Origin of the sequence: Octadecabacter algicola, assembly GCF_021532625.1 — a bacterium.
In the GTDB taxonomy this organism is placed as follows: Bacteria; Pseudomonadota; Alphaproteobacteria; order Rhodobacterales; family Rhodobacteraceae; genus Octadecabacter; species Octadecabacter algicola.
Genome location: NZ_JAKGAR010000002.1, coordinates 567,573 through 580,128 on the forward strand (window position 1 = coordinate 567,573; position 12,556 = coordinate 580,128).

Genomic DNA, 12,556 nt, shown 5'->3' on the forward strand with positions numbered 1-12,556 from the left:
TCAGGCTGGTCAAGGCTAGAATGGCAAATGCGATTTTCATGATGTTTCCTTACGCGCGTTCAACAAGGACAGACCCGACCGAATAACCGGCTCCGAACGAACAGATTAGTCCAACATCACCAGATTCTAAATCCGCCGAGTACTGCGAGAACGCAATGATCGAGCCAGCTGAGGATGTGTTGGCATAGTCTTGCAAGATATTGGGTTGCTCGCCCTCTTCAGGGACACGCCCAAGAACCTTTTTGCCAATGTAGTCGTTCATGGTTTTGTTGGCTTGGTGTAGCCACATCCGTTTTAATTCGCTGGCTTGAACATCTTCGTCGCTCATGTGGTCGGCGATGTGTTTGCTCACCAATGGCAAGACTTCTTTGAAAACCTTGCGGCCGTTCTGCATGAACTGCATATCGCGGCGGTCTTCCATCTGATCGCGGGTGCGGCGTAAGAAGCCGTTGTTGTTTCGAATGTTGTTGGAAAATTGTGTCGCAAGTCGCGTTGATTTCACTTTGAAATGTGGGCCTTGCAGGTCTTCGTCGCGTTCAACCAGTACAGCAGTTGCCACATCGCCAAAAATGAAATGGCAGTCGCGGTCGCGCCATTCCAAATGGGCCGAACAAATCTCGGGGCAGACAACAAGCGCGCTTTTGATGCTGCCGGATTTGATCATATCGCAGGCGGTTTGAATACCAAATGTCGCGGAAGAACAGGCGACGTTCATATCGAAGGCGAAACCGTTGATTTCCAACATGTCTTGGATTTCGACCGCAATCGCGGGGTATGCACGTTCGTGGTTCGACGCGGCGCAGATCACAGCATCAATGTCGTCCGCGCCACGGCCCGCTTGCGCCATGGCTTGCAATGCCGCGTCAACGGCCATTTCAGCCATTAGGCTGGGTTCGTCATCGTTGCGCGACGGCAGGTTCGGGCACATGCGTGTTGGGTCCAGAACGCCCGACTTATCCAAAACATAACGCCGTTCAATACCAGATGCTGCGAGGATAAACTCACTACTGGAATGGGGTTTCGCAGTCACCGTTCCGGCCGCAATAGCATCGGCATTCTCGGCGTTAAACAGATCGGCGTGGGCATTGAATGCCACCACCAATTCATCGTTTGTGATGGTGTGCTCAGGGGTAAAAACACCGGTACCGGTAATCGCTGCGCTGAACATCTGTAATTCCCTATTCAAATTTCGGTTATAGGGACCTAAAGAGCGCCAAAATGCAAGTAAGACGCAGCGTTGGGATAACGCGGAATCTGGCTGGGCGGCTGACTATGCACAGCACCCCAGCAAACCGCGGAGATGAAACGCAAAACGCGCGGCCCTTGAGAAGGAGCCGCGCGTGTCTGTCGTCAAATCTAGACCTTGAGGGTCAGGCTGTTTTGCGCCGTTTTACGAAACTGAACGCGCCCAAACCCGCCAACAGCAGCGGCAAGCCTGCCGGCAGTGGAACGGGTGAAGGCGCGGGCGTCACAGCAGCCTTTGTGAAATCAAACCCGGTGAAGTAACTCCGAGTTAAGGCGCCGGCGTTAGAGGCGGTGAACGAGTAAATGCTTCCAGCTGTCAAAGACAGACCGCCTCCAACGAAGTTCTCTGCGACCGGCACGCCAGAGGACAGGAATGCCGCCGTTGAAAACGTATTTCCGATAGAAGATACGCCATCGCCGACGACATCGAAGATTGCACCAGTATTGTACAGTTGGTCAAAGCCAAGAAAGGCATTTAGCGTCACATCAGTATCTACCGACATCGTGAATGAGGTTGGGTTGCCTGCGCCGCCACCAAATGAGAGTGCGGCGTCCGTAGGGTTGATTGCCCCGCCCAGCCATTCACCGATACTGCGAAATTGACCTGCTGTCGCAAAAGTAAAGGTGACGCCGTCTGCTTCCTCCTGAAAGCCATTTATTGGGTTGTAGGTATCGTATGTGACAGAACCAGAAACAAAGGTTTTATCAGTTAGGTCAAACGTTGCAGATTGGGCTGCGCTCGCAACCAGAATGCCCGCCGCGAGGGCGCTTAATATAGTTTTCATCAAATTATCCGTTCAAAAAGTTATCGTTTAATCCGAGTAAACGACAAGTTTCTTGTAGCGTTGTCAAGTACACCGCTTGAACGGTTGCGGTTGCGCCAGCCTGTTGAGCATCCGCCATTTGCCCCAGAAACCGTTTTGAAAGCAAAACGATTTCTGGGGTAGATCACTGGTCCGGATCGGTTCTTAGAGTAAAATTAGCCTTGCAAAGCCCGAACGTTCACTTCGCCGTCAACCTTTGCTTTCATCGCCAGTGCCGCTGCGTGTGATCCCGAAAGCGTTGTATAGTACGGGATGCGGTCGTTTAGCGCGACGGCGCGGATTGAGCGGCTGTCTTCCACGGCGGCTGTGCCTTCGGTGGAGTTAAAGACCAGTACGATTTCGCCGTCCTTCAAAAGGTCAGCGACCGTACGCCCGCCTTCATAGACTTTATTGACGACAGTTGTTTCGATCCCCTGTTCAGCGAGCCACGTGGCCGTGCCGCGTGTTGCACAGATGTCCATGCCGAGGCCGACGACGAGTTGCGCTGTTTCAAGCAGCTGTGGGGTCTTGTCGCTGTCTTTGATGGAGAAGAACACCGTGCCAGTTGTCGGAAGATCAACGCCAGCGCCCATCTGTGCCTTAAGGAATGCGCGGCCAAAGTTTCGGGCCCAGCCCATGACTTCACCTGTTGAGCGCATCTCTGGTCCAAGGATCGTGTCGACGCCCGGGAAACGGTTGAATGGCAGCACGGCTTCTTTGACGGAGAACCATGGTGTGTTCGGGTCCGCCAATGTGAAGGCATCGCCCAACGGCATAACGTCCATCGGATCCTCAGCGGCTTCGTAAGGCGCGCGCAGTGGGAAGTTGGACAGAGGTTCGCCAGCCATGAGGCGCGCCGCGATAGAGGCCACGGCAGAATCCGTTGCTTTGGCCACGAATGGTACGGTCCGTGATGCGCGTGGGTTGACCTCGATCAGGTAAACGTCGCCGTCTTTGACCGCGAACTGGATGTTCATCAAGCCAACGACCTTCAGCGCAAGCGCGAGTTCGCGGGTTTGGCGTTTGATCTCAGTGATGATTTCGGCAGACAGAGTGTGGGGTGGCAGGCAGCACGCGCTATCGCCGGAGTGAACACCGGCTTCTTCGATGTGCTGCATGATGCCCGCGACATGGGTGTCTGTGCCATCTGACAAGCAGTCAACGTCGACTTCCACAGCGCCAGAGAGGTAGCTGTCGAGCAGGACAGGGCTGTCACCGGAAACCACCACGGCTGTGGAGATGTAGCGTTCAAGTTGACCCATGTCGCGTACGATTTCCATGGCGCGACCACCCAAAACATAGGATGGGCGGATGACCAACGGGAAGCCGATGCTTTCAGCGATTTCAAGGGCCTCTGCGTCTGTTGATGCGATGCCATTCTTTGGCTGAAGCAGGTCTAGGTCATTGACAAGGGCTTGGAACCGTTCACGGTCCTCGGCCCAATCGATGCTGTCTGGCGTCGTACCAAGGATCGGGATGCCTTCGTCTTCGAGGGCCTGAGCGATCTTCAATGGTGTTTGGCCGCCGAACTGAACGATGACGCCGTGTAGCGTGCCGTTTTCTTGCTCAACCCGCAGGATTTCCATGACGGATTCGAACGTCAGTGGTTCAAAGTACAAACGATCAGACGTGTCGTAGTCGGTGGACACGGTCTCTGGGTTACAGTTGACCATGATGGTCTCGTAACCTTGGTCGGTCAGCGCATAACAGGCGTGACAGCAGCAGTAATCGAATTCGATCCCTTGGCCGATCCGGTTTGGACCGCCACCCAAGATGACGACCTTCTTGCGGTCAGACGGGCGGGCTTCGCATTCCACTTCGCCCATCATCGGGGCTTCGTATGTGGAATACATGTACGGGGTTTGCGCCTCAAATTCGGCGGCACATGTGTCGATGCGTTTAAAGGATGCTTTGACGCCAAGGTTGTGACGAGCACGGCGAACATTATCTTCGTCGCGGCCACTAAGTAGGGCAAGACGTGCGTCCGAGAAGCCGAGCATCTTTAGGGCCCGAAGATCGGTTTCGTTCTTAGGCAAACCATCTTTCTTTACGCGGTTTTCTGCGTCGATAATTTCGCGGAAACGATCAAGGAACCAAGGGTCGAATGCAGTCACGGCACGAATATCTTCGTTGCTCAACCCGTGGCGCATGGCCTGGGCAATCACACGAATGCGGTCCGGCGTTTGTTTGGCGAGGGCTTTTGTAATGGCCGCTTTGTCTGGGGCACCTTCGATTTCGATCTCGTCAAAACCTGTCAGGTCGTTTTCCATAGAGGCCAAGGCTTTTTGCATGGACTCATGGAAGGTGCGGCCGATCGCCATCACTTCGCCGACGGATTTCATCGCCGTGGTGAGGTAAGGTTCAGAGCCCGGGAACTTTTCAAATGCAAAACGCGGGATCTTGGTGACAACATAGTCGATCGAAGGTTCGAACGACGCAGGCGTGACGCCCGTGATGTCGTTGTCCAATTCATCGAGTGTAAAGCCTACGGCAAGCTTCGCGGCGATCTTGGCAATCGGGAAACCTGTCGCCTTGGACGCCAGCGCTGAGGACCGCGACACACGTGGGTTCATTTCAATGACAACCATGCGGCCGTCTGCGGGATTCACGGCCCACTGAACGTTGGAGCCACCTGTTTCAACGCCGATTTCACGCAGAACGTTGATCGAATGCGTCCGCATCAGTTGGTATTCTTTGTCCGTCAACGTCAGGGCTGGGGCCACGGTGATAGAATCACCTGTATGCACGCCCATTGGGTCTACGTTTTCGATGGAGCAAACGATGATGGCGTTGTCGGCGGTGTCTCGCACGACTTCCATCTCGTATTCTTTCCAACCCAGCAAGGATTGATCAACGAGGATTTGCGCGACTGGGGATGCTTCCATACCTGTGCGGCAAAAGTGTTCGTATTCTTCGCGGTTGTACGCCACGCCGCCGCCTGTGCCGCCCATTGTAAAGGCAGGGCGGATGATTGCTGGCAGACCGATTTCTTCGAGGGCCTCCATCGCAAGCGCGATGCCTGCTGGAATATCGAACTTGTCGGTTACTCGCGGCGCGTTTTTGTCTTTGGTCGGGGCGGTAACAATTGTTGCCTTCGGATTTTCGATACCGAGGCGGTCCATGGCTTCGCGGAAGAGCTGGCGATCTTCAGCCATTTCAATGGCTTCGCGCTTTGCGCCGATCATTTCAACGCCGGCAACTTCAAGGATGGATTTGTTGGCCGCATCTGCGCCGAACTCTTCCAAAACGGCTTCGAGCTCCGCGCCCTCAAACAATTGAGAGATTGTCATCTCGTCCGCAGCAAGCGCTGTGTTCAAACCTGTTTGACCGCCCATCGTTGGCAGCAACGCGTCAGGGCGTTCTTTCAGGATGATTTTTGCGACGACGGACGGTGTGATAGGCTCGATATAGGTGGCGTCGGCCATGTTCGGGTCGGTCATAATCGTCGCTGGGTTCGAGTTGACCAGTACGACGCGGTAGCCTTCTTCGCGCAACGCTTTACAGGCTTGAGCACCGGAATAATCGAACTCGCAGGCTTGGCCGATAACAATAGGGCCCGCTCCAATAATCATGATCGATTGGATGTCGGTTCTTTTTGGCATGACGGCCCCCTATGTTCAAATCTTCGCGGGTTATAGGGCGAGTCCAGACAGGTGCAAGGGGGGGCGGCTGCGTTTTGGCATGGTGATTGCGTTTTGACGCTCTTAGATGGTCCAAAATAGGTGGAATATTAGATAATCGGCCTAGTCATTTCCCAATTACGCCACATTTTTATGGGAGCTTTGCGTTAACGCCTCGTAGAATAAGAGGGGCAAATGCAGTGTCAGACCCAAAGCAGGCCTATGAAAAACTTTCTAATGCTGTCGATCGCATATTTTTGCATGTCCGTCGTCGTCGTGTTGGTGACACGGGACAACGGATTTGAAGCATTGCAAACCGTTGCCGTAAAATCAGGCGAGATGATCGAAGTCTTCGGTTGGGTTGCGGGTTTGATGGTGTTTCTTGGAGTTATGGTCGCTTTGACGACAAAAACGGGGGCGCAAAGGGCGGTTATATGGGCCGTCTTGGTGGCTTTTCTCGGGTCAATTTTCCTGCAAGGCGGTTTCTTTCTGTTTAAAACGTCGATGCCCTACATCATTCCTTTTTATGCGGATGTCGCATTTGCGGGCTGGGACCGCGCGTTGCATGGCGGGGTTGATCCTTGGGTCTGGACCCATAAGGTGGCCGATCACCTGCCGATGAACCTATTTATTCCGTTCTATCTGCATGTTTGGGTTTGGCCTTCGATTTGTTTGCCGCTCTTTATTGCAGCAACGGATCGTGATGCAGAACGTATCAAACGCACGATGTTGATGTATGGGATTGGGTGGATATTCATTGGTAACGTGCTGGCGCTTGCGGGCATGTCCGCAGGTCCTGTGTTTTATGATCGCTTATATGGCGGAGATGATTTTGCGGCGTTGACAACGGCCATCGCACAGACCCCCGCAATCAACGATTATTTCGGCAATATCCAAGAGAGCCTTTGGATCGCCTATACTCAAACGGATCAATCCATTGGGTTCGGCATCTCCGCATTCCCGAGTGTCCATCTCTCCATGGCGATGGTTACGGCGCTTTATCTTTGGGACCGTTCCCGCCTGCTGGGTCTGATTGGCGTAGGCTTTGTGGCCGTGATCATGTTTTTGTCGGTCTATTCCGGATATCACTATGCGCTGGACGGCTATGTTTCGATTATCGTTCTTTGGGGCGCTTGGGCGTTTATGCGCCGCCGCGCAGCGGCACCCCGTCGGATATTGGCCCAAGCAGGTCAAGTTGCATGACAGATGCGCTAAATGGGGGCTGTTGGACTTGACTTTGACCGCGTGGCGCGGTTGATCAGCCCGAACCTTATTTAGCAGGAATTGACCCATGCACGCCTATCGCAGCCACACTTGCGCCGACCTTACCAAAGCAAACGTAGGCGACACTGTTCGTCTATCCGGTTGGGTGCACCGCGTTCGAGATCATGGTGGCGTTTTGTTTATCGACCTGCGCGACCACTATGGCGTAACACAGGTGATCGCCGATTCTGACAGCCCAGTGTTCGCCGAACTGGAAAAAGTGCGTTCTGAATGGTGTATCCGCATTGATGGAAACGTACTTGCCCGCGACAAAAGCCTGGTGAACCCGAACCTGCCGACAGGCGAGATCGAAGTGTTCGTTCGTGACATCGAAGTGCTGGGTGCGTCAGAAGAACTGCCTTTGATGGTGTTTGGCGATCAAGAATACCCCGAAGAGACGCGGCTTAAGTACCGATACCTCGATCTGCGTCGCGAAAAGATGCAAGACAACATGAAACTGCGTTCAGATGTTGTGGCGTCCATGCGTAAACGCATGTGGGATGGCGGCTTCCGTGAATACCAGACGCCAATCATCACAGCGTCCAGCCCTGAAGGCGCGCGTGACTTCCTTGTGCCGTCTCGTTTGCACCCCGGTAAGTTCTACGCCCTTCCACAGGCGCCGCAGCAGTTCAAACAGTTGATCATGGTGTCTGGCTACGACAAGTATTTCCAAATCGCGCCGTGCTTCCGTGACGAAGACCCGCGGGCTGACCGATCACCAACTGATTTCTACCAGCTCGACCTTGAGATGTCCTTTGTTGAACAACAGGACGTGTTCGACACGATCCAACCAGTGATCACGGGAATCTTCGAAGAATTCGGTAAAGGCCGCAAAGTAGACCAGACGTGGGAACAGATTTCCTACCGTGATGCCGCTCTTTGGTATGGTTCTGACAAGCCCGATTTGCGTAACCCGATCAAGATGCAGGTTGTGTCTGAGCACTTTAAAGGCTCCGGTTTTGCGATCTTCGCCAAACTGCTTGAAAACGAAGGCACCGAAGTACGGGCTATTCCAGCGCCAACAGGCGGTAGCCGTAAGTTCTGTGACCGCATGAATGCCTTCGCGCAAAAAGAAGGTCTGCCCGGCATGGGCTACATCTTCTGGCGCAAGCAATCTGCGGACAGCATTGCCCAAGAACGCGGGATCACCGTCAAAGAAGTGAACGCGATGATCAAATCCGGTGAGATTACTTTGGGCGAAGAAGCCGCAGGGCCACTGGCCAAGAACATCGGACCAGAGCGCACAGAAGCGATCCGCCAACAGCTGGGTCTGAACGTCGGCGATGCGGCGTTCTTCCTTGGCGGCAAGCCGAAGGCGTTTGAAGGCGTGGCGGGCAAGGCGCGTCAGGTTATCGGCGATGAGTTGGGCCTAACCGACACGAACCGTTTTGCATTTGCTTGGATCGTTGATTTCCCAATCTACGAACGCGACGAAGAATCCGGTAAGATCGACTTTGAACACAACCCGTTCTCAATGCCGCAAGGCGGGATGGCGGCGCTGGAAGGCAATCCAGAAGACGTTTTGGGCTACCAATATGACCTTGCGTGTAACGGCTATGAACTGGTGTCCGGCGCGATCCGGAACCACCGCCCCGAAATCATGTTTAAGGCATTTGAAATTGCGGGTTACGGCAAAGATGAAGTCGAAAAGCGTTTCGGCGGTATGGTTAATGCGTTCCAATACGGTGCCCCGCCACACGGTGGCTGTGCCGCGGGTGTGGACCGTATCGTGATGTTGCTGGCAGATGCCGACAACCTGCGCGATGTGATGATGTTCCCGATGAACCAACGTGCCGAAGATTTGATGATGGATGCGCCAAGCGATCCGACAAACGAACAGTTGCGCGAATTGGGTCTTCGGGTCTTACCACCAGAAGCGTAAGACTTCTGCGAAGATATGAGAGATGGGTGGGGCAATTCCCCGCCCATTTTCGTTTAAAACACTTGTTTTGGCTTGTTTGTCTCTCGATATGGTCCAAATAAGGGCTATGAAACCGGAGCAATCACGTGCCATTTGATCCAACCCTTGCAGCAATTCGTTTCGGTGTGGGCCTGTCGCCAAACATCGCACCGCCGTCGTCTGTTGACGCAATGATGGACCGATTGCGCGGACCTGACGAGATTGGCGCGCTGGTGAAGATCCCGACCAGCGCCGATGTTTACCCCTCTGCAAATGACCACCGCCTCGCTTCCATCGCTCTGAACGAGGTGCGCGGAACTGACGGTGAGGCCGCTGCCGAAGAGCATCGTTTGACGATGCGCGCGGAAGGGCGCGAGGCCGTCGGGGCATACTTGCGAGCCGAGCTGGCACGCAGCGCGCATACCACAGACGGATTTCGTGAACGTTTGGTGCGGTTTTGGGGCGATCATTTCACCGTCCGGGCGTCGAACGCGATCAGCCGTAATCTGATTTCACCTTATGTCGAAACGGCGATCCGCCCCTATTTGGCGGGTAATTTCGCGGATATGCTTGTGGCCGCCGTCAGCAGCCCGATGATGATCCTGTATCTGGACCAACACCGCTCAATGGGACCGAACAGCCGTGCAGCGCAATCAAATGGCCTTGGGTTGAACGAAAACCTCGCGCGAGAAATCCTCGAGCTACATACCCTCGGTGTGGGGGGGCGTTATTCACAAAACGATGTGCGTGAGTTTGCCGAGCTTTTGACCGGTCTGACCGCATCGGCCCGCCGTGGTGCGTACTATCGCTCGCAAATGGCGGAGCCCGGGAGCGAAACCGTTTTGGGTATCACTTACGGCGGTAGAGAGGAATCCATGGATCATGTCGTTGAGGTCCTGCGGGATTTGGCGGTGCATCCAGACACCGCGCGTCATTTGGCCCGCAAGCTGGCGGTGCATTTCATCGCACCAGAACCAGACGCCGCCATGATCGAGGAGATGGCCGACGCCTATCTGGCAGCTAACGGCGAGTTGACGGCTTTGTACGACGAGATGTTGCGTTCGGACTCGGCGTGGGGCGCCCAGCTGGAAAAGGTCAAACAACCATTCGATTTTATTAGCTCTGCCGTCCGCGCACTGGGGATCCCATTGGAGGTGATACAAGGCGCAACGTTGCAGCAAACCCGCCGTTTGATTCAACGTCCTTTGTCGGTCATGGGGCAAGATTGGCAGAGCCCTGTCGGCCCCGACGGCTGGCCCGAAGAAGAAGACAACTGGATCACACCGCAAGGGATGGCTGGGCGGATCACTTGGTCGATGCAGGCGCCCCGAGACATGTTGCAGGATTTACCAGATCCCCGCGAGTTCGTGTTTGATGCCTTGGGACCGACGCCAGCAGATGAGGTGATTTTCGCTGCCGGAGCTGCCGAAACCGTATCCGATGGCGTGGGGATTGTACTCGCCTCTGCCGCGTTTCAGAGGAGATAGAGGATGGATCGCAGAAATTTCCTGATAGGTGGTACGGCCTTGGGCTGTTCGGCTGCGGCCTCTCCGTTTGTGACACCCGTAGCTATGGCGGCAGCGCCTTGGGATACACGTTTGGTTGTGGTGATTTTGCGCGGGGCGATGGATGGTTTGGATGTCATCCAACCCTACGGTGATCCTGCGTTGGCCGGATTGCGGCCGAGCTTACTTACCGGAGAAGCTGGTGGTGCCATCGATCTGGATGGTTTTTATGCGCTTAACCCGCTTTTTTCGTCGTTGATGCCATTGTGGCGGGCTGGTCAGTTTGGCGCGGCACATGCCGTGTCCACACCATATCGCGACAAACGAAGCCACTTTGACGGGCAAGACATTCTAGAGGCCGGTATCCCTGACCTAGACAACGGTGGACTTCGCGATGGTTGGTTGAACCGGATGCTGCAAGTGGTTCCCGGACTTGAGGCCGAGGTGGCTTTTGCAATTGGCCGCGAACAGATGTTGGTGTTGTCAGGGCAAGCACCCGCGTCGCGTTGGTCGCCAGATGCCCGGTTGCAGATTTCCCCCAATGCACGTGCTCTTTTGAATGTAGTGCATCACGATGATCCGCTGTTTCGAGATGCATCAGAGGACGCGATTGAGATCGCGGAGCAAATCTCGATGCAAGGCGAACTAGCAGAAGAAACAGAAATGATGATGGCGAACAGCCCAATGATGGAGGCTGTCCAAGGGTCTGGCGAACACATCGAAATCGCTGAATTTGCTGCGTCACGTCTGCGTGGCGATACGCGTATCGCATCGTTTTCGATCAATGGTTGGGACACCCACGCGCGGCAACGCAACACTATGCAACGCGGCGCGTCCGCTTTGACGGATACGATTTTGACCTTGCGCGCTGGGTTGGGGCCAGTTTGGAACAAGACAGCGGTGCTGTGCGTAACGGAGTTTGGGCGTACGGCGCATGAGAATGGCAGCTTGGGCACGGATCATGGGACTGGCGGTGCAATGCTGTTTGCAGGCGGTGCATTGCGTGGGGGACAGGTGTTGGGCCAATGGCCGGGTTTGGGCGAGGGTGACCTATATGATGGGCGCGATCTCTTGCCCACACGAGACGTTCGGGCTTATGCGGCTTGGGTCATGCATGATCTCATGGGGTTACAGCGCGATGTGCTGGAACAGGCAGTTTTCCCTGGATTAGAACTCGGCGCAAACCCAGGACTGGTTTTGTAAGCGATAGCTAAAGCGCTCTCAGTGCGATGCGGTATGCTTTGTCAAAAAGGGACCGAGGTTAGGATCCGATAGTCGCCATGATCGCGGCACCAAACAGGACCAGTCCAGCCGTCAGAACCATCCAGTCAAGAGTGGCGTTGCCGTCTTCTTCGGTCCAGAATTTCTTAACGAAACGTTCCATGGTGTTTTTCCTCTTGCTGTGGGCAATGCCCATGACAATGGTATGGTCAGAAAATGGGGCAACTTTCTGCCAGACTTGTGTCCGGCTTGGGTGGATTTAGGGGAATGTTCATGAATGGCGAAGAGCGGCCCGTGGGGCCATCCGTCGATTTTGTTGAGGCAAAACAGGTTGGAGATGCTGTTTTGGAAGGGCGCAGCGTGCGTTTGGAACCCATCGATCCTGTACGCCATGGTCCCGCCATTTGGTCGCATATGGATGGCCATGATTACATCTGGGACTACCTTTATGAAGAACCGCCCTTGGACGAAGCGGGCCTTGTTTCTATCCTTGAAGCCGCGAAGGCTAAACCTGATTGGCAAGGTTTCGCGATTTGCTTGCCGGATTTGGGCCCTGTCGGCTATGCATTTTACCTTAACATCGTTCCAGGGATGGGTAGCATTGAGGTCGGCAACATTAACTTTGCCCCTGTCTTGCAGCGCACGGTGGCAGCAACCGAGGCAATGTTCCTGATGATGCGTGCTGCCTTTGAAGCGGGCTATCGTCGTTATGAGTGGAAATGCAATGCGTTGAATTTACCGTCTCGGCGAGCCGCGCAGCGCTATGGTTTCTCGTGGGAAGGCATTTTTCGCCAGCATCTTATTGTGAAAGGTCGTAATCGCGACACTGCATGGCTTGCGATAACAGATGGGGATTGGTCGGATCTGCGTTGTGCATTTGAAACATGGCTTGCCCCGGATAACTTTGATGGTGCTGGCCAGCAATATCAGGCTTTGCGCGATCTAACGGATCGGGTGTTGGTAAACCGCGACCCCGCCCAAGAACCGGTTGCGTAACCC

At 54.7% G+C, this 12,556-nt stretch carries 9 protein-coding genes; 5 read left to right on the forward strand and 4 right to left on the reverse strand.

Annotated features, from left to right (window positions below; genetic code table 11):
* Positions 1 to 49: 49 nt before the first annotated feature.
* The 3 genes from L0666_RS09585 to carB all read right to left on the reverse strand — a co-directional run bounded on the left by L0666_RS09585 (position 50) and on the right by carB (position 5,650).
* Positions 50 to 1,168 (reverse strand): beta-ketoacyl-ACP synthase III, encoded by a 1,119-nt coding sequence (locus tag L0666_RS09585; protein WP_235261089.1) that lies wholly within the window; start codon positions 1,166 to 1,168, stop codon positions 50 to 52.
* 202 nt (positions 1,169 to 1,370) lie between these two features.
* Positions 1,371 to 2,030 (reverse strand): VPLPA-CTERM sorting domain-containing protein, encoded by a 660-nt coding sequence (locus L0666_RS09590; RefSeq protein WP_235261090.1) that lies wholly within the window; start codon positions 2,028 to 2,030, stop codon positions 1,371 to 1,373.
* Positions 2,031 to 2,224: 194 nt separating this feature from the next.
* Positions 2,225 to 5,650 (reverse strand): carbamoyl-phosphate synthase large subunit, encoded by a 3,426-nt coding sequence (gene carB, locus L0666_RS09595; RefSeq protein ID WP_235261091.1) that lies wholly within the window; start codon positions 5,648 to 5,650, stop codon positions 2,225 to 2,227.
* Between the two features lie 240 nt (positions 5,651 to 5,890).
* On the opposite strand from carB, the gene L0666_RS09600 reads away from it, so the two are divergent.
* The 4 genes from L0666_RS09600 (at position 5,891) to L0666_RS09615 (ending at position 11,539) form a co-directional block, all read left to right on the forward strand.
* On the forward strand, positions 5,891 to 6,871 hold the full coding sequence (locus L0666_RS09600; RefSeq protein ID WP_235261092.1) for a phosphatase PAP2 family protein: 981 nt from the start codon (positions 5,891 to 5,893) through the stop codon (positions 6,869 to 6,871).
* Between the two features lie 88 nt (positions 6,872 to 6,959).
* A complete protein-coding gene (gene aspS / locus L0666_RS09605; protein ID WP_235261093.1) occupies positions 6,960 to 8,813 on the forward strand; it encodes an aspartate--tRNA ligase in 1,854 nt (617 codons plus the stop codon).
* A gap of 125 nt (positions 8,814 to 8,938) precedes the next feature.
* Positions 8,939 to 10,318 carry a DUF1800 domain-containing protein gene (locus L0666_RS09610; protein WP_235261094.1) on the forward strand — a complete coding sequence of 460 codons (1,380 nt, stop codon included), beginning with the start codon at positions 8,939 to 8,941 and terminating at the stop codon, positions 10,316 to 10,318.
* Positions 10,319 to 10,321: 3 nt separating this feature from the next.
* Positions 10,322 to 11,539 (forward strand): DUF1501 domain-containing protein, encoded by a 1,218-nt coding sequence (locus L0666_RS09615; protein WP_235261095.1) that lies wholly within the window; start codon positions 10,322 to 10,324, stop codon positions 11,537 to 11,539.
* Positions 11,540 to 11,597: 58 nt separating this feature from the next.
* Here the strand turns inward: L0666_RS09615 and L0666_RS17280 are convergent, their stop codons facing one another.
* Positions 11,598 to 11,720: a hypothetical protein gene (locus tag L0666_RS17280; protein ID WP_272492169.1), complete on the reverse strand. Its 123-nt coding sequence runs from the start codon at positions 11,718 to 11,720 to the stop codon at positions 11,598 to 11,600.
* 110 nt (positions 11,721 to 11,830) lie between these two features.
* On the opposite strand from L0666_RS17280, the gene L0666_RS09620 reads away from it, so the two are divergent.
* Positions 11,831 to 12,553, forward strand: a complete 723-nt coding sequence (locus tag L0666_RS09620) for a GNAT family N-acetyltransferase (protein ID WP_235261096.1) — start codon at positions 11,831 to 11,833, stop codon at positions 12,551 to 12,553.
* The last annotated feature ends 3 nt before the right edge of the window (positions 12,554 to 12,556 follow it).